We start from the raw sequence: 23,471 nt of genomic DNA, 5'->3' as shown, positions 1-23,471 counted from the left end.
ATCGGGCTGCGCCCGGTGTAGGAGAGATTCGGGTGGGGATTACTCCCACTCGATGGTGCCCGGCGGTTTCGAGGTCACGTCATAGGTCACGCGGTTGATGCCTTTGACCTCGTTGATGATCCGGGTCGCGGTTTCACCGAGGAACTCATGGGAGAACGGATAGTAATCCGCGGTCATGCCATCGACGGAGGTCACGGCACGCAGGGCGCAGGCATAGTCATAGGTGCGCCCGTCGCCCATCACGCCAACGGTGCGGACCGGCAGGATCGCGACGAAAGCCTGCCAGATCTCGTCATAGAGGCCGTGTTTGCGGATCTGGTCGATATAGACCGCGTCGGCCTCGCGCAGGATGTCGAGCTTTTCGCGGGTGATCTCGCCGGGGCAGCGGATGGCGAGGCCCGGTCCCGGGAAGGGGTGACGCCCGATGAACGATTGCGGCAGGCCGAGTTCGCGGCCAAGGGCGCGGACCTCGTCTTTGAACAACTCGCGCAGCGGCTCGACCAGCTTCAGGCCCATCTTCTCGGGCAGGCCGCCGACATTGTGGTGCGATTTGATCGTGACCGAGGGGCCGCCGGAAAAGCTCACCGATTCAATGACATCGGGGTAGAGCGTGCCTTGGGCGAGGAAGGTGGCGTCTTCGATCGTGTCGGCGTGTTTCTGGAACACATCGATGAAGAGCTTGCCAATGATCTTGCGCTTGGTCTCGGGGTCGGACTGGCCCTCAAGCTCGCCAAGGAAGAGATCGGTCTCGTCGGCGTGGATCAGCTTGATGTTGTAATTGTCGCGGAACATGGTGACGACCTCTTCGGCCTCACCATTGCGCAGGAGGCCATGGTCGACGAAGACACAGGTCAGTTGGTCGCCGATGGCTTCGTGGAGGAGGATCGCGGTCACCGAGCTATCGACGCCACCGGAGAGACCGCAGATCACATGCGCGTCGCCCACCTGTTCGCGGATCGCCTTGATGGCTTCTTCGCGGTAGGCGCCCATGGTCCAGTCGCCCTTGAACCCGGCGAGCTTCACGAATTGCTCATAGAGCTTTGCGCCGTTCGGGGTGTGGTGCACCTCGGGGTGGAACTGCACGGCGTAGAAATGGCGCTTGGTGTCGGCGGTGATGGCGAAGGGGGCGCCCGGCGAGGTGCCGTAGACCTCAAAGCCCGGCGCGATTTCCGCCACGTGGTCACCATGCGACATCCAGACCTGTTCGTCGCCGTCCTGATACCAGCCCTCGAGCAGGTCGAGTTTCTGGGTCTCTTTGACATAGGCGCGACCGAACTCGGCGGTGCCATGCCCGGATTCCACGCGCCCGCCCAGTTGCTGCATCATCACTTGTTGGCCGTAGCAGATACCGAGGATCGGCACACCGTAGTCGAAGATCTCCTGCGGGGCGCGCGGGCTTCCTTCGCGGGTCACGCTATCGGGGCCGCCGGAGAAGATGATCGCCTTTGGCGCCATCTCGCGGACCATGTCCATCGTGACGTTCTGATAGGGGTGGATTTCGCAATAGACGTTCAACTCGCGCAGGCGGCGCGCGATGAGCTGCGTTACCTGGCTACCGAAGTCGATAATGAGAAGGCGGGCGTGGGATGTGTCACTCATGCCAGCCGATTAAGGAATTGGACGCGAGTCGGCAAGAGAGATTGCGTTGTGGGGCGGTGGGAGAGCGGGGCTCAAGCTTGTCAGAGCGCGCTTCGATGGCGCATTGTGCTATGATTGGCCTTTCAGAAGGGGATTGCAGATGAAACGTATATTGGTTTTGGGGCTGTTTTTCCTGACGCTTGCCACCGGGGGGCGGGCGGAGACGTTGATCGTGGATGATCCCAAGGATGGCTGGCTCAACCTGCGCAGTGGGCCGGGGACATCTTATCGTGTGTTACAGCGGATGGATAATGGGCTTCGGGTCGAGGAAGTGGAGCGGCGCGGCAATTGGTCGAACGTGGTTCTGCCGAGCGGCGTCGTGGGGTGGTCCTATCGCCAATACATGCGGCCCGCCGCGCCGACGCGTTCCGGTGTCGCCGGGGGATGGGTGACCAGAGACGGCGAAGCGAGCTGGGATCTGCGTCAGAACGGGGTGTTGATCGCGCAGGTGTTCCTTGGGCGGGATCAGGAGACAGGGGGCTATTACTACGGGTTCTTTCGCGATTCCGATGATCCGATGATCCATTTCATGGGGGCCAGCATCGCCTTTTCCGATGGCCGCGAGCGCGAGATCGCTGCCAATGGCTGTTACGGGCGGGCCTGTATGACCGAATATCAGGGCGGTGATGGCATCGCGAGCGCGCAGGTGCGGGTTCCGATTCCGGCGGGGGCGCTGGGCCAGACGCTTGAGGCGTTCCAATCGGGGCGGGACATCGCGTTTCGCTATCAGACGCGGGCGAGCTATCAGTCCAACAGTTTCAAGACCATGCGCCTGAGCCTCAAGGGATCACGCAAGGCGATTGATGCGCTGCGCAGTCAAGGCGGGCGAGCACCCGCGCCATCTGTGCCTGTCGCAAAGGCGCGGCCTTCGGTGGCACCGGCGCCAAAGCCCGCGCCGGTTGCTGCGGCCCCCGCGGCCCCGACGGGGCGGGGAGAGACGTTTATCGTCAATGAGACGCGGGACGGGGATCAATTCTGTGACGCGGCCGAATTGGACGCCTATCCGCCGCAAGTTTATGCGCCCGAGATGGAGGTCAAGCGCAAGAGCCTGCTCAATGACCCGTATGAGGTCAAATACGTGAACCCTGTGTCGGTCGACTTTGTGGGGCGTGGCACGACAGTGTGGCGGCAGTTCCCGGCCAACAGCACCGATACGATCCTCTATGGCAATGGCGCGGCGATTGCGCGGGGCTCGGTCATTCGGGGATCGACACCGGGTTATGGCGCGCGGTGGCGCGGTGGCTGGGAAATCCGGGATGGGATTGGCCTCGTTATCCGGTTGAAATCCATCGAAAAGCTATCGTGGGGGCATGAGTATTACGAATGCACACATGGGTTTCTGACAGATGCGCTGGGCCAAGGCTGGCGTCCGGATGCGGCGAGCGGGAAGGTGAAGAAGGCGAATTGGCGCGGCTGCACCATGTGGCTTCATTGCAAGCGTTGGACAGACCAGCACCCGGAGAAGAAAGCCAGCCTCGAATACGGTGGTTTGGTCGAGTGGTCGCGCGCGCAGGTGGGGCTCGATCAGCTGCGTTGGAAAGAGGACTAACGGCACCTGCGCCTTGATATGATGGTGGTGATGGCGCCTGATCTCGGCCTTTATGTCGTTTTCCTCCCTTGATCGCCGTTATCCTGCGGCGGGGCGAGGCCGGGTGCGGGGTATAGAATCGTCAAGATTCTGATCCACGGGGAGAACGCGATATGGCAGAAGCAGGGCGCAGACGGGCACGCGGTGGTGGCGGTGCGGCACGACGGGCCGAACGCGGCACGCTGAAGATCGAGGCGGCGAAGTATATCGAGCGCAATATTCCGCTGTTCGAAATCCTCACCGAGGAAGCGATCGAGATCATCGAATACAACGCCGAGACCATCCTTGAAGAGGTTGGCGTGAACTTTGTCGAGAATCCCACCGCACTGGCGCGTTGGCGTCAGGCCGGGGCAGATGTCGATGGTGAGCACGTGCGCATTCCGCGTGGCATGGCGCGTGAGCTTTGCAAGACGGCGCCGTCTTCCTTCGTGCAGCATGCGCGTAATCCTTCGCGCAATGTCGAGATCGGTGGCAAGACCCTCGTTTGCGCGCCGGTCTATGGCCCGCCCTTTGTGCGCGACCTTGATGGCGGTCGCCGCTATGCCACCATGGATGACTTTGAGAAGTTTGTGAAACTTGGCTATATGTCCAAGTGGCTTCACCATTCGGGCGGCACGGTGTGCGAACCGACCGATGTGCCGGTCAACAAGCGCCACCTCGACATGCTGCTTGCGCATATGACGCTTTCGGACAAGCCGTTCATGGGCTCTGTGACAGACCCGAGCCGGGCGCGTGATAGCGTGGAGATGTGCGAGATCCTGTTCGGCAAAGAGTTCGTACAGGAAAACACCGTGATGACCTCGCTCATCAACATCAATTCGCCGCTGACCTTTGACGAGGTGATGATGGGCGCGCTTGAAGTGTATGCGCAGAACAATCAGGCCTGCATCATTTCGCCCTTTATCGTGGGCGGTGCCATGGCGCCGGTCTCGGTTGCGGGGACGTTGACGCAGGTTCTGGCCGAGGTGCTTGCAGGTGTGGCCTATAGCCAGCTTATCCGTCCCGGCGCGCCGGTGATCTTTGGGGCCTTCGTGACCTCGATTGACATGAACTCGGGCGCACCGACCTTTGGCACCCCGGAAGCGAGCCAGATTCTCTATGGCGCTGGGCAGCTTGCGCGGCGTCTTGGCCTGCCGTTCCGGTCGGGTGGTGGTCTTTGCGGCTCGAAACTGCCGGATGCACAGGCAGCCTACGAGACCGCGCATACCCATAATGCGGTGCTCATGGGCGGCGTGAACTTCATGCTGCATAGCTGTGGCTGGCTCGAAGGCGGGCTCGTGTCGAGCTTTGAAAAGTTCGTCATGGATGCCGACCAGCTTGGCACGCTGCACAAAATGGCGCAGGGCGTGGCCTCTGATGAGAACGCGCAGGCGATGGACGCGATCCGCGAGGTGGGGCCGGGCGGCCATTACCTTGGATGCGATCACACGCAGGCGAATTTCAAAGAGGCCTTCTGGCGCTCGGAAGTGCTTGATTACAAGCCCTTCGAGACATGGGAAGAAGAAGGTGCGCGCGATACGCAGGTTCTTGCGGGCGAGCGGGTCAAGAAGCTTCTCGACGCCTACCAAAAGCCCGCGATGGACCCGGCCGTCGAGGCCGCGCTCCACGCCTATGTCGCCGAGAAAAAGGCGTCGGTGCCCGACGCCTTCATGTAAAGCGCCTCAGCTCGGCAAATCCGGCCGCGTGGCCCGCAGCAAGCGGGCCTCGGCCAACATCGCGATCAAGAGATCGACATGACGCACCAGCGAATAGGCGGCATCGCCGCTTGTGCGCTGGGCGTTGACCTCTGCTTCCATCTCCATCAGGCGCATCAGCGCCGGTCCGCTGCGCGGGGCCTTTTGGCCATACCCCAGCAGGCGCGCGAGATGTGGCGCGCGCATATAGTCATCTACCCCGGCACGGGCGGCGCGGATCAACAGGCGGGGACGGCGCAGGGCGTTCAGTCGGGTCAGGATATCTTGCATCGCATATCTCCATCAGTCGCGTGATGTCTCTTGCATGACACAACCCTAGAGGGTGTTGCGGATCGAGAAATACAGCGTTCGCGGGATTTCGGCATTGTTCATAAATGAGAAACAATCATGGACCTACCGAGCGAATGTTAACCACTGGGTAAGGGTTCGCGCTTAGGTTGTGAACAATTTTAGGGAAAAGTCTGTGGATAACTACGGGCGAATGACTGACCAGTATGGGGCTCGAACGGATGCGTATGGAGACCGGATCAGCGAAGGTGCCGGGGTGGGTGCCGGACGAAGCAAAACGCTATTTGGCGCATACGGCTCTGGGGTGGTCTCTGCGTGAGCTTGGGCGTCGCGAGGCGCTTCATCCGTCGACCGTCTTGCGGCAGGTCCGCAAGATCGAGACGCGTCGGGACGATCCCTTGGTGGATCGGGTGCTCGACCGGCTCGCGGAATTGTTCCTTCCCGCGGCACGCCTTCCCACAGACGAGGAGATGGCCCTCATGCAAGCCAATGCCGGACCCGGTGCAATGCCGGACACGCCAAAATTCGAACGTGAAGCACGACGGGTGCTGCGCCATCTCTGTGAGCCGGGGGCGGTGCTCGCGGTGGCGCAGGATATGGAGAAAGCGGTGGTGGTGCGCGAGGATGCGGAGGTTGCGGCGCGCACGGCCACGGTCGATCCCGAGATTGTCGAGGCAATGGCGCTTCAGGCTTGGATCGCGTGTCCACAACCGGGGCGGATCTCGCGATATCACGTCACGGCGGCCGGGCGGGCGTCGCTGAACCGGCTTTTGGCGGCGCAGGAGAACCGTGCCACGGGTTTTGCCGAGGCCCAGGCGGGCTTTGCCAATCCGCATCTAGGTGAGGGGTTGGACGAGGCGCGGGAAGCAATTGGCGGGGCGCGGTTTTCGACTGCGGATTCGCCGCTTGTTGCGCTGGCGCGGCGGCGGGACCGGGACGGCACCCCCTTTCTCAGCCCGGCGCAGGTTGCGGCCGGTGAGCGGCTTCGTGAAGATTTCGAGATCGCACAGATGGGCGGGATCACGCCTCAGGATTGGCTCGCGCTGATTGCGGGCGACGCGGGGCCGGGCGACCCGCGTGGGAGCGCCCTGCCGGATCTGGCGCGGGGGCGGGTCGAGGCGGCGCTGGCTGATCTGGGCGAGGGATTGGCGGATGTGGCGCTTCGGTGTTGCTGTTTCCTTGAGGGGCTTGAGCGGACGGAAAAGCGCCTTGGCTGGTCGGCCCGGTCCGGCAAGATCGTGCTGCGCATTGCGCTCACTCGGCTTTGTGAGCACTACCGATCGCAAAAGGATGGCGCGGGGCCGATGATCGGATGAGAGCGCGGCCAAGAGCGGCGGCAAGGGATATCGCTTGAGGTTCTGAGCCAACAGCGAGCGATGGAGGCGGTGTTTGTCGGAACGGCTGCGCCGCCTTTTGCCAGTCCTCGACGCGCTTTTGCGCGGTGTCTTTCGCTCCGGATCGCTTTACGCTATGTCAGGGGCGAAGACCCGGGTCCCGGAATGCGACAGGGCGCGCGCTGCGTTTCTGTGTTAGACGGGACCAAATGAGCGAAGAAAGACCTCGCATGCGTGATCTCAAGATTCCCCAGGAACGCCACCCCGAAAAGGCGCACCGTCCTGACAATGCCCAGCCCAAGAAGCCAAGCTGGATCCGCGTCAAAGCCCCGATGGGCGAAGGCTATCGCCAGACCCACAAGATCATGCGCGAGCACAAGCTTGTCACGGTCTGTGAAGAGGCGGGCTGTCCGAACGCCGGCGAATGTTGGAGCCAGGGCCACGCCACGATGATGATCATGGGCGAGGTCTGCACCCGCGCCTGCACCTTCTGCAACATCGCGACAGGCAAGCCGCCCGAAGATCTTGACGTGTTCGAGCCGGGCCGCGTTGCGGATGCGGTGCAGAAGCTTGGCCTCAACCACGTGGTCATCACCTCGGTGGACCGCGACGATATCGAAGATGGCGGGGCAGAGCATTTCGCCCAGACCATTCGCGCCATTCGCCATCGCAGCCCCGACACCACGATCGAGATTCTGACGCCGGATTTCATCCGCTGTAAGCCCGAGGTGCTTGAGGTGGTCGTGGCGGCGAAGCCGGATGTGTTCAACCACAACCTCGAAACCGTGCCCGGCCTCTATCCGGAAGTGCGCCCCGGCGCGCGGTATTTCCATTCCCTGCGCCTGTTGCAGCGGGTGAAGGAAATTGATCCGACGATGTTCACCAAGTCGGGCATCATGGTCGGGCTTGGCGAGGACAAACAGGCGGTGCATCAGGTCATGGAAGACATGCGCGCCGCCGATATCGATTTCCTCACCATCGGCCAGTATCTTCAGCCGACACCGAAGCACCACGCGGTGGATCGGTTCGTCACGCCCGAAGAATTCGCAGGCTATGAGAAAGCGGCCTATGGCAAGGGGTTCCTGATGGTGTCGGCGACGCCGCTCACCCGGTCCTCCTACCATGCGGGCGATGATTTCGCGAAACTGCGCGATGCGCGGATGGCGAAACTCTCCAAGAACTAGGGGCGCTCCCGCCCCTTTCGAGGCGCAGCGGGGCTGCGCCTCGAAAGCGTTGGGCGTGGCTGGGGGCAAGCCCCCAGACCCCCGATTTCAATTGGCCCCCCCCCCGAGAACCTCATGTTGAATTGGGGGGCCAGCCCCCCAAGCCCCCCGGGATATTTCTGGCAAGAGGAAGACAGGGGGCGGCGCTATTTGAACATACGGCCCTTGGGGGTCATGTTCGGGGTGAGCCAATCGGGCCAGCCGATGAAACGTTCTATTGCAAATAGCGCGAGGCAGGCGGCCAGCACCGCGAAGAAGAGGAGGACCCGCCGCGTCGAGGGCGGGTTGCGCGCCCATCGCGTCATGCGCAGGAGCTGGCGGGTCGGGAACCTCATTCGGTGAAGCGGACCTTGCCGATGAAGGGCAGGTTGCGGTTGTGCTGGGCATAGTCGATGCCATAGCCGACCACGAATTCATCCGGGATTTCAAAGCCGGTCCAGTCGGCCTTCACATCCGTTTCACGGCGCGAGGGTTTGTCGAGAAGCGCGATGGTGCGCAGTTTGCGCGGTTTGCGGGCCGTGAGGATGTGGAGCACATGCGAGAGGGTAAAGCCGGTGTCGACGATATCCTCGACCACCAGCACGTCACGCCCTTCGATCTCGCCGCGCAGATCCTTGAGGATGCGCACCTCGCGGCTCGATTCCATGGCATTGCCGTAAGACGACGCCTCGAGAAAGTCGACCTCGACGTCGAGGTTCAGCTCGCGCACCAGATCGGCGATGAAGACGAAAGACCCGCGCAACAGGCCCACAACGACGAGCTTGTCGGTATCGGCAAACTCGGCCTCGATCTCGTCGGAGAGTTCCTCGATCCGGGCCGCGATGGACTTGGCCGAGATCATCTGGTCGATGACATATGGACGCTTTGGCATGACACCCCCTTGATTTTCCGCGTTGAGCATACGAAATGGACGCCCACTGTCCACGCGAAAACGGGGCGACATGCCGACCCACTCTGAGACCCGCACGCTGCCTTATACGGCAAAGCAGATGTATGACCTCGTCGCAGACGTGGCCTCTTATCCGAAGTTCCTTCCTTGGTGCGCGGCGGCAAGGGTGCGCTCTGTGACGCCGGAGGGCGAGGCGCGGCTGATGCTGGCGGACCTGGTGATTTCCTTCAAGGTCTTCCGCGAGCGGTTCGGGAGCCGGGTGTTGTTGCGGGATGCGGAGATGAGCATTGACACGGAGTACCTCGACGGGCCGTTCAAGTTCCTCAAGTCCACATGGGATTTCAAGGACGTAGAAGGCGGTTGCGAGGTGTCGTTCTTTGTCGATTTCGAGTTCAAGAACGCGATCCTGCAGGGGGTGATCGGGGTTGTCTTTAACGAGGCGATGCACCGGATCGTGCGCGCCTTTGAGAAACGCGCCGCCGATCTTTACGGCGCGCAGGCGTAAGCTATGGTGGCCTCCTGATCTCAGGAGGGACGCCCATGTTGACCGAGTCGCTTGCCGCTTTCATCAGCCAAGCCCCAGAAGCCCCGGAAGAGACGCGGCAGATGCTGCGCCTGTCGATGCTCGACTGGGCCGCGTGCGGGATTTCCGGGGCGACGGAGCCTGTTTCCCGGATTTGTCGTGAAATGGTCTGCGAGGAAAGCGGGCTTGGCGAGGCGTCGCTATTTGGCACAGCCGAGCGGGTGCCGGCGCGGGGGGCGGCGCTGGTCAATGGGGCGACGTCCCATGCGCTTGACTATGACGACACGCATTTTGCCCATATCGGGCACCCATCGGTCGCGGTGATGCCGGCTGCGCTGGCGCTCGCTGAAGGGGCGGGGGCGACGGGCGCGGCGCTTCAGGAGGCTGCGCTTGTCGGGATCGAGGTCTCTGTACGGGTTGGCGTGTGGCTCGGGCGGAGTCACTATCAGACCGGATTTCACCAGACCGGCACGGCGGGCGCTTTTGGTGCGGCGGCGGCGGGAGCGCGGCTTTTCGGATTTGACGCGCGCCAAAGCGCGGCGGCGCTTGGCCTTGTGGCGACGCGGGCCTCGGGGCTGAAATCGCAGTTCGGGACGATGGGAAAGCCTTATAACGCGGGGCTTGCGGCGGCGAACGGGGTCGAGGCGGTGCTGTTGGTCGCCAAGGGATTCGTGCCGAACCCTGAGGGGCTTGAATGCGCGCAAGGCTTTGGACCGACGCATGCGGGCGAGGCCAATGACAGCGCGCTCGCCGGGCTTGGCGAGACATGGCTTTTTGACGGGATCAGCCACAAGTTCCACGCCTGTTGCCACGGGCTGCATGCGACGCTCGAGGCGCTTGGGGGCATGAACCGGCCTGCGCCGGAGGAGGTTCAGGCGGTGGAGATTACGACCCATCCGCGCTGGATGACGGTCTGCAATCAGCCCGCTCCGGAGACCGGGCTTGGGGCGAAGTTCTCTTACCGGATGGTCGCGGCGATGGCGCTTTCGGGGGTGTCGACGGCGGCGCTCGCGAGCTATTCGGCCGAGATGTGCGCCGACCCTGCGCTCCGCGCCTTGCGCGATTGCGTGAGCGTGGTTGCGGATGAGGCGCTGGCAGAGACAGAGGCGCGGGTGCGGATCACGCTCAAGGATGGCACGGTGCTTGAGGCGGCGCATGATCTCAACGCACCGATGCGCCTTGAGGATCGTGCGGCGCGGCTTATGGCAAAGGCCGAGGCGCTCATCGGTGAGGACCGCACGGGCGCGCTTTGGGCGTTGATCGAGGCGGCGGCCAGCCCGGAGGCGATTGGCCGGGCGTTGGCGCCCTGATCTTCTTCTCTGGAAAAATACTCTCGCCGAAGGCGGCCTGACGGGGCGGCGGGCGCAGGGCAATAGAAAAGGGCGGACCCGCTGAGGCCCGCCCTTTGTCGTTCCGTTCAAGCGTGTGGCTAGGACACGATGTCGTAGGCGCGTTCGCCATGCACTGTGAGGTCGAGGCCGTTGACCTCGGTCTCGGCATCAACACGCAGCGGGGTGATGAGGCCGCAGAGCTTCACCAGCACGACAGTGACGACGAGCGTGAAGATGCCGACCACGGCGAGGCCGCCGAGCTGTGCGACCCAGGTGCCTGCGCCGAAGACGGCGATCATGATGGTGCCAAAGATGCCACCCACACCATGCACGGCGAAGACGTCGAGCGTGTCGTCAATGCCGAGCGTGTTGCGGATCAGGTTCACGGCTTCCTGGCAGAGGATACCGGCCACAGCGCCGATGATCAGCGCTTCGATCGGGCCAACAAAGCCAGAGGCCGGGGTGATCGAAGCGAGGCCTGCGATGGTGCCGGTGACGATGCCGACGAGCGAGGCTTTGCCATATTTGATCTTCTCCCAGAGGGCCCAAGACAGGGACGCGGTTGCGGCGGAGATATGGGTCACGGTGAGGGCCATGGCCGCGCCGCCATCTGCGGCAAGCTGCGAGCCGCCGTTGAAGCCGAACCAGCCGACCCAGAGCATCGCTGCGCCAATAAAGACATAGGCTGGCGCATGCGGGGGTGTGGTACGGTTCTTGCGCGGACCGAGGAAGACGGCGATCACAAGAGCGGCGATGCCTGCGGTCTCGTGGACAACGATGCCGCCCGCAAAGTCACGCACGCCGGTTTCGCCGAAGAGGCCGCCATCGGCGAGCATCCCGCCGCCCCAGATCCAGTGCACCACGGGTGCGTAGCAAAGGAGCATCCAGAGGCCGGAGAAGAGGAGGACAAAGCCAAAGCCGATCCGTTCCACATAGGCACCGACGATGAGTGCCGGGGTGATGATGGCGAAGGTCATCTGGAAGGCGAAGAACAGCACTTCAGGGAGCGTGCCCGAGAGGCTCTCGGCGGTGACGCCCATGAGGAACATCTTGGCCAACCCGCCCCAGAGCCCGGTCTCGCCGGGGCCGAAGGCGATGGTATAGCCAAAGGCGAGCCAGAGAATGCTCATCAGGCAGGCAATGCCATAGACCTGCATGAAGACGCTGAGGACGTTGCGCGCCCGGACGAGGCCGCCGTAAAACAGCGCCAGACCGGGCAATGTCATGAACAGGACCAAGGCCGTTGCCACGATGATCCAGGCGGTATCCGCTCCGTTCATTGTCCCTTCCTTTCCGTTTTTCTGTTGGTTTTCGCGTCAGAAAGCGGAAAGAACGTGCAAAACATAGATGCAATTGCGTGCACGGGTGCGCAAAACATGGGCGATTTGCGCTTTGATTAAAAAAGTGGCGCAAATGTGTGGTGTGAGATTAAATTGCGGGCGGCTTTAGGATGCGGCGTCGCGCAGGAGGGTCAGGGCGTGATTCCGTGCGGCCGTGCGGACCTCTGCGCGCCCCAAGGCGCCGAACTCGACGGTTTCCGTGTTGCAGCCCGCGCGGGTGGCGAGGCCGAAACAGACGCGCCCCTCGGGTTTGAACTCGGACCCGCCGGGGCCAGCGATACCGGTGATGGAGACGGTGAGGTCAGCATCGGAATTGACCAGCGCGCCGAGCGCCATTTCACGGGCCACCTCTTCGGAGACCGCGCCATGGGTCGCAAGGGTTGCCTCGCGCACGCCAAGCATCTCGGTCTTGGCGAGATTGGTGTAGGTGACAAAGCCGCGCTCGACCACGTCGGAGGAGCCGGGCACATCCGTCAGCGCGGCCGATACCATGCCGCCGGTGCAGCTTTCGGCGGTGGCGATCTTCCAGCCGCGGGCGCGGGCGGCGGCGAGGGTCTCTGCGGCGAGGCTCATCAGATCAGGAAGATGTGGTAGATGGCGGCGGCGATGATCGTGGCGATCCCGGCAAAGACCCCGGCCCAGAGATCATCGAGCATGACGCCCACGGCATCGTGGCGGCGATCTGCCTTGCCCACGAGCCACGGCTTTTTGATGTCGAAGAGGCGGAAGAAGAGGAAGGCCGCGATCGGGCCGGGCCAGACCATGGACATGTCGCGCATGTAGAACCCGTAGGCCGGAAACAGCATGGCGAGCCACATGCCCGCGACCTCGTCGATGACGATCTCGGAAGGGTCGTCGCCGGGGCGGTCGGCAAGTTCCACCTTGCAGGCCCAGAAGCCCGCGACGATGGCGATCAGCGTGGCGAGGACGAGGGGCCAGAAGCCCAGGTAACGCTCGATCCCCCAGCCGAGGATCAGGGCTGCGAGAGAGCCCCATGTGCCGGGTGCCCAAGGCAGGAGGCCGACGCCGAAGAAAATGGAAATCTGTCTGCTCATGCTTTTACCAATGTTGCGGTGGCGAGCGCCGCAATCCCTTCTTCGCGGCCTGTGAAGCCGAGTTTTTCGCTTGTGGTGGCCTTGATCGAAATGCGCGCCGTCTCGAGGCCCATGATCTCGGCCATGCGGTTGGTCATGGCGGCGGCATGGGGGCCGATCTTGGGGCGTTCGCAGATCAGGGTGCAGTCGATATTGGAGATCGAGAACCCGTGTTCGGCGGCGAGCTTCACCGCATGGTCGAGGAAGATCGCGCTGTCGGCGCCTTTCCATTGCATGTCGGAGGGTGGGAAATGGCGGCCAATATCGCCCATCGCCAGCGCGCCATAGATCGCATCGGTCACGGCGTGCATGCCCACATCGGCGTCGGAGTGGCCCTTGAGGCCGCGTGTATGGGGGATTTGCACGCCGCAGAGCGTCACGTGATCGCCGCCGTCATCAAAGGCGTGCACGTCGAAACCATTGCCAAGCCGGATATCCATTGCGCCTCGTAAGCTCTTTTCCATGCGCGCGAAATCCTCGGGCGCGGTGATCTTCAGGTTGGTTTCATTGCCCGGCACGATGGTGACGTCAAGCCCTGCGGCGCGGGCGACCTCGACGTCATCGGCAGCATTGCCCGGATGGGCGCGATGCGCGGCAAGGATCGCATCGAAGTGATACCCTTGCGGGGTTTGGGCGCGGTAGAGCGCGGTGCGGTCCTCGGTGCCTGACACGGTGCCGTCTGTGCCGCGCCAGAGGGCGTCGGTGACGGGGAGCGCGGGAGCTGCGCCGGGAGAGGTCTTAAGCGCGGTGAGAACGTCGGAGATGATCGTCGCGGTGATCCCGGCGCGCGCGACGTCATGGATCAGCACATGGGTGATACCGCGCCCTTCGAGGGCTTCGAGACCGGCGCGGACGGAGTCTGCGCGGGTGGCCCCGCCCTCGACCGTTTCGACTCCGAGCGTTGCGGCTTCGGCGGCGTCATCGGGGTGGGTCACGGCGAGAATCAGGTCGATGGCCGGATGGGCGGCGAAAGCGGCGACGGTCCAGTCGGCCACGCGCCGACCGGCCAGCGGACGCCATTGTTTCGGCGCACCGGGGCCAGCGCGGGTGCCGCGTCCGGCGGCGACGATAAGGGCGGCGGTTTTCATGACGTCTCTCTAGCCTGTTTTGGTGCGAAACTGAATTGCCCAAATGCCACGTTCCGATGATCCGGCTTGCGTGAACTTCTGCTCCATCGGCGGGCGAGTGCGCGGAAAGGGACTGGAAATTTGCCTATTTTTTCATCAGGTGCATAATTCCGCCTCAAAATCGGATGTGCGAAGATTGAGCATCCCCCCCGAGTCGGCTAGCACCGAGATATTGCACAAGGAATAGGCAAGTGACCGTAGAAGTCGCACAACTCAGGCTAACACCCCCCGTCTTCCTCGCTCCGTTGGCCGGGATCACGGATCGTCCGTTCCGCGACCTCGTCTCGCGGTTTGGCGCGGGGTTGGTCGTATCAGAAATGGTGGCGAGCCAGGAAATGGTGCAGCAGAAGCCCGGCGTGCGCGAGAAAGCGGAGCTTGGGTTCGAGAGCGCCAATACCTCGGTGCAGATCGCCGGGCGCGATGCCTATTGGATGGCCGAGGCGGCGCGGCAGGTTGAGGCCAATGGCGCGACGCTCATCGATATCAATATGGGCTGTCCGGCAAAGAAGGTGACCAGCGCGAGCGGCGCGGGGGCGTCCGGGTCGGCGTTGATGAAAGACCTAGACCATGCGCTCAGCCTCATTGAGGCGGTGGTAGAGGCGGTGTCGATCCCGGTGACACTGAAGACGCGGCTTGGCTGGGACGATGAGATGCGCAACGCGCCCGAATTGGCGCAGCGCGCCGAGGGCGCGGGTGTGAAGATGGTGACGATCCACGGGCGCACGCGCTGTCAGTTCTACAAGGGCGCGGCGGATTGGGCGGCGATTGCCGAGATCAAGCAAGCGGTGACCGTCCCGGTGATTGCCAATGGCGATATCGTGGATACCGAGACCGCGCAACGCGCGCTCGCGGCATCAGGCGCGGATGGCGTCATGGTCGGGCGCGGGGCGCAGGGGCGTCCTTGGGCGCTGGCGCAGATTGCCGCCGATCTTTTTGGAGCGGAGGCGCCGGAGATCCCGGAAGGCGAGGCGCGCGCCGAGATGGTGGCGGAACATTACGAGGCGATGCTGGCGTTTTACGGGCAAGATCTCGGACTGCGCGTCGCGCGCAAACATTTGGGTTGGTACATGGACGACGCGGGCACACCGGGCGACCTGCGCCGCCTGATCCAGACATGTCGTGATCCGAAAGAGGTTCTGGCGCGCTTGCCGGAGGCTTTTCGGGATGCAGGAAATAGGAAGCAAGTGGCATGAGTGAGTTCGACGAAGCGATTTGGAATTCGCTGCCGGTTCCGGCGTTGCTGGTCGATCCGGACGAGCTTATCGAGGATATCAACCCGGCGGCGGAAAGCTTCCTGAACGCTTCGGCCAAGTCGATGCGGGGGGTGCCTGTCTGGGACAAGGTGACGGTCGATGCGCCGCTCGAGAACGCGCTGCAACGCTCGCGCGATCATGGCACACCGCTTTTCGTCAATGATGCCGATATCGGCACCGGCGAAGGGCCGCCGATTCAGGGCAACCTCAAGATCGCACCGGTGAGCAACAAGCCGGGCTATATGCTTTTCCTCATCACCTCGCGCGAACTGGCGGGGCGGATGACGCGCTCTCACGGGGTCAAATCCTCGGCCAAGTCGGCGATCGGCATGGCAGAGATGCTGGCCCATGAGATCAAGAACCCGCTGGCAGGCATTACCGGCGCGGCACAGCTTCTGTCGATGAACCTTGAGGCGGATGACCTCGAGTTTACGGACCTGATCGTCGAGGAGAGCCGCCGGATCGTAAAGCTTCTTGAGCAGGTCGAACAGTTTGGCAACCTGTCGCCGCCGCAGCAGAAGCCGGTCAATATCCATGATGTGCTTGATCGGGCGCGACGCTCGGCGCTTGTCGGGTTTGGCGCGCATATGAAGATCGTTGAGGATTACGACCCGTCGCTGCCGCTTGCGCTTGGCGATGCGGATCAGTTGTTGCAGGTGGTGCTCAACCTTCTGAAGAACGCCTCGGAGGCGGCAGAGGGCAGCGGGACGATCCGCCTGCATACCTACTACGAACATTCGTTCCGGATGCGGCGGTCGGATGGCTCGGGCCAGCCTCTGCCACTTCAGGTCGAGGTGATCGACGATGGTCCGGGTCTGCCGCAGGACATCAAGGGCGACGTGTTCGATCCGTTCATCTCGGGGCGCGAGAATGGCACCGGGCTTGGCCTTGCATTGGTGAGCAAGATCATCTCGGACCATGACGGGCTTATCACTGTTGATAGCGTTCCCGGACGCACCGTTTTCCGTATTTCCCTTCCGCGTGTTCCGCGTGAACGCACGACATCATCCAAGGAGAGTTAACCCATGGACGGCACCGTTCTTGTTGCAGATGACGATCGCACGATCCGCACCGTTCTCACGCAGGCGCTGACGCGGGCGGGATGTAAGGTCCACGCAACCTCGTCGCTTACCACGCTTATGCGCTGGGTCGGAGAGGGCAAGGGCGACGTGGTGATCACCGATGTGATGATGCCGGACGGCAATGGGCTCGAGATGTTGCCCAAGATTGCCGAAGACCGGCCCGGCCTGCCGGTGATCGTGATTTCGGCGCAGAACACCATCATGACGGCGATTCAGGCGGCCGAGGCGGAAGCCTATGACTACCTGCCGAAACCGTTCGACCTGCCGGATCTGATGAAGCGCACCTCCAAGGCGCTTGAGTTGAAACGCCGCGCACCGTCTGCGCCGCAGATCGAGGACGATCGCCCGGATGAATTGCCGCTTGTCGGGCGCACGGCGGCCATGCAGGCGCTATACCGTCTTGTGGCGCGGGTGATGAACACCGACCTGCCGGTTTTGATTTCCGGCGAAAGTGGCACGGGCAAATCGCTTATCGCGCGGGAAATTCATGATTTTTCGGATCGTCGGACGCTTCCCTTCGTGGTCGTCAACGCGGCGGACCTGAGCGATCTCGAGGGGCCGAGCCGGGTTCTGGCCAAGGCCAAGGGCGGCACGGTGTTGTTCGATGAGATCGGAGATTTCGATGACGAGGTGCAGGCGCGGATCGTGCGTATGATCGACAATCCGGGCGAGCATAGCCCGCGGTTCATGGCCACCTCGCAACGCGACCTTGGCGACCTGATGGACAAGGGCAACGTGCGCCAAGATCTCTATTACCGCCTGAACGGTGCGACGATTCACGTGCCGTCCCTGCGCGAGCGGGTTGATGATATTCCGCTGTTGGTCGAGCATTTCCTCACACGGGCCGAGCGGGACGGGGCGCAGATGCGGCTCTTCTCGGAGGACGCGATGGAGCTGTTCCGCGCCTATAGTTGGCCTGGCAACGTTCGCCAGCTCGAGAATGCAGTCAAACGGCTTGTGCTGACGGCGCGCTCGGAAGAAATCACGCGGCCAGAGGCGGAATCCGTGCTTGGCGCGCAGCCGCAAGTTGGTCCGCTTCTTGGCGGGGAAGACACCGAGAAGCTTTCGGCCTCGGTGGCGCGGCATTTGCGGCGCTATTTCGATCTGCATGGCAAGATGTTGCCGCCGGCAGGGCTATATGCGCGGATCTTGAAAGAGATCGAATTGCCGCTGATCGAGATTGCGCTTGATGCGACGGGCGGCAATCAGGCGAAATGCGCGGATCTCCTTGGCATCAACCGAAATACGCTCCGGAAAAAGATCACCGATCTCGATATTCAGGTGACAAGACGGCGGAAGTTGATGTAAAACTGCCACAATAGAGTGACCGATCTGCCGCAGTTTTTGCGGTGGCGCGGGGATAAAACGGCGGTATGCCGCGATTTTGGCGGCCATCAAGCAATTGGGGTGTCGGGTGAGCTCCCGGACAAGAACGAGCCATTGGACGCGGCTGACGCGTTTGCGCCGCCAGCGGCGGGTGCAGAACATCGCGACGCTTGGGCTCGTGCTGCTTGGCCCGTGCCTTGCGCTTGCGACCTTCCTTGTGCTCGGGCCAATGAACCGGGGATCGTCTTCTGGGGCGCTGCGGCTCGTCCTGATGCTTGACCTTGTGTATGTGCTTGCCGTCGCGGCGCTCGTGGCGCAGCGGGTGGCGCGGATGATCGCCTCACGCCGGGCGCAATCGGTCGGCTCACGCCTGCACCTGCGGCTTACGGGGGCGTTCGCGCTTCTGGCGCTGGTGCCGACGGTCACTGTTGCCGTGTTTGCGGGGCTGACGGTCAATATCGGGCTTGAGGGCTGGTTCTCGGAGCGGGTCAGCCGGGTTGTCGGCAACTCGGTTTCGGCGGCGCAGGCCTATGAACAGGAACACGTGCGCGACCTGACGACGGATGCGGAGGTTCTGGCGGATTTCCTCAATCGGCAACGGCAATCGTCCTTCTTCCTGACCTCGGGGGATATTCGCGTCCTCCTGTCGAGCGGACAGGGACAGATTCAGCGCGGTCTAAAAGAGGCTTATGTGATTGATGGCACGGGAGAGATTCGGGCGCGGGGCGCGAATTCCTACCTGTTCCATTTCGAGCGTCCGACCGAGGAGCAGATTGCGGCGGCCAATGCGGGCGAAACGCTTGTCATTCGCGACTGGGACACCAACGAATTGCGCGCGCTTGTGCGGCTCGAAGCCTTCGTGGACCGGCTCTTGTATGTCAGTCGTGAAGTGGACGGCAGCATCTTTTCGCTTTTGGATGAGACGCGGGAAACGGCGAAACTCTATACCCAGCTTGAGGAAGAGCGCGGGCGGGTCTTGTTCGAGTTCGGGCTTGTATACCTTGGCTTTGCGGTGATCCTGATCCTTGCGGCGATCTGGATGGGGATGTGGTTTGCCGAGCGTTTGGCACGACCGGTTGGGCGGCTCACCGGGGCGGCGCAGAGGGTCGGTTCGGGCGATCTTGACGTGCGGGTGGTCGAAGAAGATGGCGACGACGAGATTGCCATGCTGGGCCGCTACTTCAACCAGATGACCCGACAGCTTAAGGGCCAGCGTGAGGCGCTGTTGCAGAACACGCGTCAGATCGAACGGCGGCGCAGGCTGTTTGACTCGGTCTTGTCTTCGGTGACTTCGGGTGTCGTTGGCCTTGACCCGGATGGGCGGGTCTCGTTCGTCAACCGGTCGGCTGAGCGGCTTCTGGATTGGTCGGACGATCATCAGGCGATGGCGATCACGGTGGCTGTGCCGGAGTTCGGACCGATGTTTGAGCGTCTTGTTGAAGATGCGGCGGAAACCGTGCAGGGCGAGGTTCGGGTGAGCCGGGCAGGGCGCATCGAGAACCTTCTCGTGCGGATGGCGACACGCCGTGGCGAGGATGGCAAGCTTGAGGGCTATGTGCTTGCCTTTGACGATGTGACCGACCTTGTCACTGCACAGCGTATGGCAGCCTGGGGCGACGTGGCGCGGCGGATCGCGCATGAGATCAAGAACCCGCTGACACCGATCCAGCTTTCGGCTGAGCGGATCAAGCGCAAGTTCAGCGCCCGCGTGGGCGACGAGGGCGAGAAGCTTGAGCAGATGACCGATGTGATCGTGCGCCAGACCAATGACCTGCGCCGGATCGTGGACGAGTTTTCAAAGTTCGCGCGCATGCCAGAGCCGGATCGGCGGCATGGCGATGTGGTCGAGACACTGCGCGGGTGCGTGCTCTTGCAGGAGGCAGGGCAACCGGATGTGACGTTCGAGACAGATATCGTCGCGGGGCCGCTTCCGGCGGAATATGATGAGACGATGATCTCGCAGGCGCTCACGAATTTGATTAAGAACGCCGGGGAGGCTATTGAAAGCCTTCAGGAAAAAGGCGCACCAGAGGACCACCGCCCAGAGATCCATATCTCGTGTGAGGCGCGGGATGAGGCGGCGGTGATCCGTATTGCCGACAATGGTATCGGCCTGCCGGAAGATCGGGCGCGGCTTTTTGAACCTTACGTGACGACACGCGACAAGGGGACGGGCCTTGGCCTTCCGATCGTGAAGAAAATTATCGAAGAACATGGTGGCAGCCTCTCGCTTGAAGATGCGCCGCTGTTTGGCGGGACGGATCGTCCCGGAGCCATGGCCGTTGTGTGCCTGCCGCTTGAAGCAGGTGTGGCCGGAGCAGATGTTGAGACAGGTGACAGAGATGAGTGATATTCTAATTGTGGACGACGAGCGCGATATCCGGGAGCTGATCTCGGATATTCTCGAGGATGAAGGCTATACCACGCGGCTGGCGGGGAATTCCGATCAGGCGATGAAGGAAGTCGAAAGCGCGCAGCCTGCGCTTCTGATCCTCGATATCTGGCTCAAGGACAGCAATATGGATGGCATCGACATCCTCAAGACGGTGAAACGGGACTACCCGGATGTGCCGGTCGTCATCATCTCGGGGCATGGCAACATCGAGATCGCAGTCGCGGCGATCAAACAGGGCGCGTATGATTTCATCGAGAAGCCGTTCAATATCGATCAGCTTCTGGTGGTGATCCGGCGTGCGATGGAAACGTCGCGTCTGCGCCGCGAGAACCAGGAGTTGCTCCGTCAGGATAGCAAACCGGGCGAGATGATCGGCGAAAGCGCGGCCTTCCGCACCCTGATCGGGCAGCTCGACAAGGTGACGAAATCCAATGGTCGGGTGATGCTCAGCGGGCCTGCGGGCGTCGGCAAGGAGGCGGCAGCGCGCTATATTCATGCGCAGTCCAACCGTGCCAGCGCGCCGTTCGTGAGCGTCAATTGTGCGGGCGTGGAGCCGGATCGCGTCGAAGAGATGCTGTTTGGACGCGAAAGCAGCGAGCGCGGTGTGGAGCCGGGGCTTCTTGAGCAGGCCAATGGTGGCGTGGTCTATCTCGACGAGGTGGCCGATATGCCAGAAGGCGCGCAGACGCGTATCCTTCGGGTGCTTGTCGATCAACAATTTCAACGGGTTGGCGGCAGTGACAAGGTGCGGGTCGATCTTCGGGTGATCTCGTCCACGAACCGCAATCTCGAGGCGGAAATCGAGGCGGGGCGGTTCCGGCAGGAGCTTTTCCATCGTCTCAACGTGGTACCGATCGCGGTGCCGTCGCTGGAGGAGCGGCGCGAGGATATCCCGCTCTTGGCAGAGCATTTCCTTGGCGTGTTGCACGAGGACCAAGGCCTGCCGCTGCGCGAGATGAGCAGCGAAGCGGAGGCCTTGATGCAGACGATGTCCTGGCCGGGCAACGTGCGCCAGCTTAAGAACCTGATCGAACGGGTGTTGATCCTTGGCGATGGGTCTGGGCCGATCGAGAGCCGGGAATTGCCGGGCGAGAGCGGCGAACAGGTCGAAAGCGACCGTGTGGTGCTCTCTGGGGCGTTGGCGACCCTGCCGTTGCGCGAGGCACGTGAGGCGTTCGAGCGGGAGTACCTCCTGACCCAGATCAACCGCTTTGGCGGCAATATCAGCCGTACCGCCAATTTCGTCGGCATGGAGCGTAGTGCGCTTCACCGCAAGCTAAAGTCGCTTGGGGTTGTGACGACTTCCAAGGCAGGGGCGCGGGTTGCCCGTGTCGAGGCGACGGAAGAGGAATAAGCCTAGAGAGGTTTGTCGAGGTCGATCAGCAGCCGTTTGCCATCGCGGCGCACGGCGCAGATTGAGCCGTCGAGCGGTGGTGTCTTGGCCAGTGGCCGGAAGGCGCGGCCGTCGATCTGTTCATCGGTACAATAGGGAATCGAGACACGATCATAGCCTGCCTCGGCCATGCAGAGCGCCTTGGCGCGGGCGCGACGGCCTTCGTTGATGTCGATATACTCGGTACGCCAGTAGAGCAGAACCGGCGGTGCGCCGGGTTTCGGCGGCGGACCATAGACAGGATGGTTTTCGACGATGATGCGCGGCGGCACGTCGATGTCGGCCTGTCTTGCGCAAGCAAGATCGTCCTTGGAAATCGCCTCCATCGTCGTGCCGGTCTTGTAGTAGGTGTTCATATTGACACACGCCCCGGCGAGGCCGAGGAGAGCGCAGAAGAAGACGGGTTTGGCACGAATGGCGCGGGGCATGGGGGTCATTCCTTTTCGAGGACTAGGAAACGCCAAGGCGCGCGTGGCGTCAATGGCTTGTCGCGCAGGCCTGCGGCATCGGTAGTATTTGACCTTGGCCGCGACCTCTGGCATCCAAAACCCTGACAGCCCGAGAGGTATCCCATGAAGGTCATTATCTGTGGCGCCGGACAGGTCGGATGGCAGATCGCCCGCCATCTTTCCGGGGAAAAGAACGATGTGACAGTGGTCGACAACAACCCTGATCTTGTGCGGCGGGCGACGGATACGCTTGATGTGCAGGGGATTTCGGGCTTTGCAAGTTACCCGGATGTGCTCGACAAGGCGGGTGCGCGCGATGCCGACATGATCATTGCCGCGACCTATTCCGACGAGGTCAACATGGTGACCTGTCAGGTGGCGCATTCGGTCTTTGCCATTCCGCGCAAGATCGCACGGTTGCGCAGCCAATCCTATCTCGATGCGATCTATTCCGATCTCTACCGGCGCGATCACATGCCAATTGATGTTGTGATCAGCCCCGAGCTTGAGGTGGCCGAGGCGGCAATCAAGCGGCTTGCGACGCCCGCGGCATTCGATACGGAGAGTTTCCTCGACAACAAGGTGCAGATGCTTGGGCTGAAGCTCGACGAGGATTGTCCTGTCGTCAACACGGCGCTGCGCCAGTTGTCGGACCTGTTTTCGACCCTGCGGGCGGTGGTCGTCGGGGTGCGCCGGAACGGCACGCTTTTTGCCCCTGAACCGGAGGATCAGCTTTTCGTCGGTGACGAAATCTATGTCTTCACCGCCAGCGAAGACACCAGCCGCACGATGGAGGTCTTTGGCAAGACGCAGAAGAAACAGGACCGCGTGCTTCTCGTGGGCGGCGGCAATGTCGGGCTTATGGTGGCGCAGCGCCTTGAGGCGCATACCACACGCATTCGCGCCAAGGTCATCGAGCGCAACCGCAAGATCGCGGAACGCGCGGCAGAGGCGTTGGAGCGCACCATTGTCCTGCATGGCGACGGGCTCGACTCTGAGATGCTCGCCGAGGCCGGTGTCGACCGGGCGGACGCGGTTCTTGCGGTGACGGATGACGATAAGGTCAACCTGCTGACGGCGGTGCGGGCCAAGGCGCGGGGCTGTCCGATGGCGATCACGCTGATCAACGATCCGACCCTTGTGCCGCTTATGTCGCCGCTCGGGATCGATGCCTATATCAACCCGCGCGCCACCACGGTGAGCTCGATCCTGCGCCATATCCGGCATGGGCGGGTGCGCGACGTCTATTCCATCGGCGATGCCGAGGCCGAGATCATCGAGGCGGAGGTTCTGTCGACCTCGCCCATCTCTGGCAAACAGGTGCGTGACATTGATTTCCCGGAAGGCGTTTTGATCGGGTCGATCCGCAAGGGCGATAAAATCCTCAAGCCGACCGGTGGCACGCGGATCGAAGAGGGCGATGTGATCGCCGTTTTCGCGCTGGCGGCGGATGTGCCCGAAGTGGAGCGCCTGTTCCAGGTCTCCATCGACTTCTTCTAGGCCG

At 62.5% G+C, this 23,471-nt stretch carries 21 protein-coding genes; 12 read left to right on the top strand and 9 right to left on the bottom strand.

What is annotated here, in order from left to right:
* Window positions 1–39: 39 nt before the first annotated feature.
* Window positions 40–1,599, bottom strand: a complete 1,560-nt coding sequence (gene guaA / locus MK745_RS13240; protein WP_243613781.1) for a glutamine-hydrolyzing GMP synthase — start codon at window positions 1,597–1,599, stop codon at window positions 40–42.
* A 139-nt stretch (window positions 1,600–1,738) separates the two neighbouring features.
* Here guaA and MK745_RS13235 point away from each other — a divergent pair, with 139 nt between their 5' ends.
* Together MK745_RS13235 and MK745_RS13230 are read left to right on the top strand one after the other, a co-directional pair.
* The gene (locus tag MK745_RS13235) at window positions 1,739–3,187 is read left to right on the top strand and encodes an SH3 domain-containing protein (protein ID WP_243613780.1); all 1,449 of its coding nucleotides are present in this window, start codon (window positions 1,739–1,741) and stop codon (window positions 3,185–3,187) included.
* A 152-nt stretch (window positions 3,188–3,339) separates the two neighbouring features.
* Window positions 3,340–4,881, top strand: coding sequence for a trimethylamine methyltransferase family protein (locus MK745_RS13230; RefSeq protein WP_243613779.1), 1,542 nt, complete (start codon window positions 3,340–3,342; stop codon window positions 4,879–4,881).
* A gap of 6 nt (window positions 4,882–4,887) precedes the next feature.
* Here the strand turns inward: MK745_RS13230 and MK745_RS13225 are convergent, their stop codons facing one another.
* Window positions 4,888–5,190 (bottom strand): DUF6477 family protein, encoded by a 303-nt coding sequence (locus MK745_RS13225; protein WP_243613778.1) that lies wholly within the window; start codon window positions 5,188–5,190, stop codon window positions 4,888–4,890.
* 224 nt (window positions 5,191–5,414) lie between these two features.
* Between MK745_RS13225 and MK745_RS13220 the strand changes: the two genes are divergently transcribed.
* Together MK745_RS13220 and lipA are read left to right on the top strand one after the other, a co-directional pair.
* On the top strand, window positions 5,415–6,524 hold the full coding sequence (locus tag MK745_RS13220) for a DUF6456 domain-containing protein (protein ID WP_243613777.1): 1,110 nt from the start codon (window positions 5,415–5,417) through the stop codon (window positions 6,522–6,524).
* A 248-nt stretch (window positions 6,525–6,772) separates the two neighbouring features.
* Window positions 6,773–7,726 carry a lipoyl synthase gene (gene lipA / locus MK745_RS13215; protein ID WP_243613776.1) on the top strand — a complete coding sequence of 318 codons (954 nt, stop codon included), beginning with the start codon at window positions 6,773–6,775 and terminating at the stop codon, window positions 7,724–7,726.
* Window positions 7,727–7,911: 185 nt separating this feature from the next.
* On the opposite strand, the gene MK745_RS13210 is transcribed toward lipA, so the two are convergent.
* Both MK745_RS13210 and hpt read right to left on the bottom strand, forming a co-directional pair.
* Complete coding sequence (locus MK745_RS13210) at window positions 7,912–8,100, bottom strand: hypothetical protein (RefSeq protein WP_243613775.1); 189 nt, start codon at window positions 8,098–8,100, stop codon at window positions 7,912–7,914.
* Window positions 8,097–8,636, bottom strand: coding sequence for a hypoxanthine phosphoribosyltransferase (gene hpt, locus MK745_RS13205; protein WP_243613774.1), 540 nt, complete (start codon window positions 8,634–8,636; stop codon window positions 8,097–8,099). The genes MK745_RS13210 and hpt overlap by 4 nt, the downstream gene beginning before the upstream one ends.
* A 70-nt stretch (window positions 8,637–8,706) precedes the next feature.
* Between hpt and MK745_RS13200 the strand changes: the two genes are divergently transcribed.
* Window positions 8,707–9,159, top strand: a complete 453-nt coding sequence (locus MK745_RS13200; protein WP_243613773.1) for a type II toxin-antitoxin system RatA family toxin — start codon at window positions 8,707–8,709, stop codon at window positions 9,157–9,159.
* Between the two features lie 35 nt (window positions 9,160–9,194).
* A complete protein-coding gene (locus tag MK745_RS13195; protein ID WP_243613772.1) occupies window positions 9,195–10,487 on the top strand; it encodes an MmgE/PrpD family protein in 1,293 nt (430 codons plus the stop codon).
* Between the two features lie 119 nt (window positions 10,488–10,606).
* Here MK745_RS13195 and MK745_RS13190 read toward each other — a convergent pair whose 3' ends face one another.
* From MK745_RS13190 to MK745_RS13175, 4 genes are all read right to left on the bottom strand, one after another.
* A complete protein-coding gene (locus MK745_RS13190) occupies window positions 10,607–11,788 on the bottom strand; it encodes an ammonium transporter (protein ID WP_243613771.1) in 1,182 nt (393 codons plus the stop codon).
* A 165-nt stretch (window positions 11,789–11,953) separates the two neighbouring features.
* The gene (locus MK745_RS13185) at window positions 11,954–12,421 is read right to left on the bottom strand and encodes a CinA family protein (RefSeq protein ID WP_243613770.1); all 468 of its coding nucleotides are present in this window, start codon (window positions 12,419–12,421) and stop codon (window positions 11,954–11,956) included.
* Window positions 12,421–12,903 (bottom strand): phosphatidylglycerophosphatase A family protein, encoded by a 483-nt coding sequence (locus MK745_RS13180; protein WP_243613769.1) that lies wholly within the window; start codon window positions 12,901–12,903, stop codon window positions 12,421–12,423. Before MK745_RS13180 ends, MK745_RS13185 begins: the two co-directional genes overlap by 1 nt.
* Window positions 12,900–14,030 (bottom strand): bifunctional 2-C-methyl-D-erythritol 4-phosphate cytidylyltransferase/2-C-methyl-D-erythritol 2,4-cyclodiphosphate synthase, encoded by a 1,131-nt coding sequence (locus MK745_RS13175; protein WP_243613768.1) that lies wholly within the window; start codon window positions 14,028–14,030, stop codon window positions 12,900–12,902. The genes MK745_RS13180 and MK745_RS13175 overlap by 4 nt, the downstream gene beginning before the upstream one ends.
* Window positions 14,031–14,260: 230 nt before the next feature.
* On the opposite strand from MK745_RS13175, the gene dusB reads away from it, so the two are divergent.
* The 5 genes from dusB to MK745_RS13150 all read left to right on the top strand — a co-directional run bounded on the left by dusB (window position 14,261) and on the right by MK745_RS13150 (window position 21,479).
* Complete coding sequence (gene dusB / locus MK745_RS13170; RefSeq protein WP_243613767.1) at window positions 14,261–15,262, top strand: tRNA dihydrouridine synthase DusB; 1,002 nt, start codon at window positions 14,261–14,263, stop codon at window positions 15,260–15,262.
* Entirely contained in the window at window positions 15,259–16,344 is a 1,086-nt protein-coding gene (locus tag MK745_RS13165) for a two-component system sensor histidine kinase NtrB (protein ID WP_243613766.1), read from the top strand. Before dusB ends, MK745_RS13165 begins: the two co-directional genes overlap by 4 nt.
* Before the next feature lie 3 nt (window positions 16,345–16,347).
* The gene (locus tag MK745_RS13160) at window positions 16,348–17,712 is read left to right on the top strand and encodes a sigma-54-dependent transcriptional regulator (protein WP_243613765.1); all 1,365 of its coding nucleotides are present in this window, start codon (window positions 16,348–16,350) and stop codon (window positions 17,710–17,712) included.
* Between the two features lie 106 nt (window positions 17,713–17,818).
* A complete protein-coding gene (locus tag MK745_RS13155; RefSeq protein WP_243613764.1) occupies window positions 17,819–20,080 on the top strand; it encodes a sensor histidine kinase NtrY-like in 2,262 nt (753 codons plus the stop codon).
* Window positions 20,073–21,479 carry a sigma-54-dependent transcriptional regulator gene (locus tag MK745_RS13150; protein ID WP_243613763.1) on the top strand — a complete coding sequence of 469 codons (1,407 nt, stop codon included), beginning with the start codon at window positions 20,073–20,075 and terminating at the stop codon, window positions 21,477–21,479. The genes MK745_RS13155 and MK745_RS13150 overlap by 8 nt, the downstream gene beginning before the upstream one ends.
* Before the next feature lie 2 nt (window positions 21,480–21,481).
* Here the strand turns inward: MK745_RS13150 and MK745_RS13145 are convergent, their stop codons facing one another.
* A complete protein-coding gene (locus tag MK745_RS13145; protein ID WP_243613762.1) occupies window positions 21,482–21,946 on the bottom strand; it encodes a hypothetical protein in 465 nt (154 codons plus the stop codon).
* A gap of 144 nt (window positions 21,947–22,090) precedes the next feature.
* Here MK745_RS13145 and trkA point away from each other — a divergent pair, with 144 nt between their 5' ends.
* Window positions 22,091–23,467, top strand: a complete 1,377-nt coding sequence (gene trkA, locus MK745_RS13140) for a Trk system potassium transporter TrkA (protein ID WP_243613761.1) — start codon at window positions 22,091–22,093, stop codon at window positions 23,465–23,467.
* Window positions 23,468–23,471 lie beyond the last annotated feature (4 nt).

Origin of the sequence: Shimia aestuarii (genome assembly GCF_022814865.1) — a bacterium.
GTDB classification, from domain to species: Bacteria; Pseudomonadota; Alphaproteobacteria; order Rhodobacterales; family Rhodobacteraceae; genus Shimia; species Shimia aestuarii_A.
This window is presented reverse-complemented; position numbering and strand designations above follow the sequence as displayed.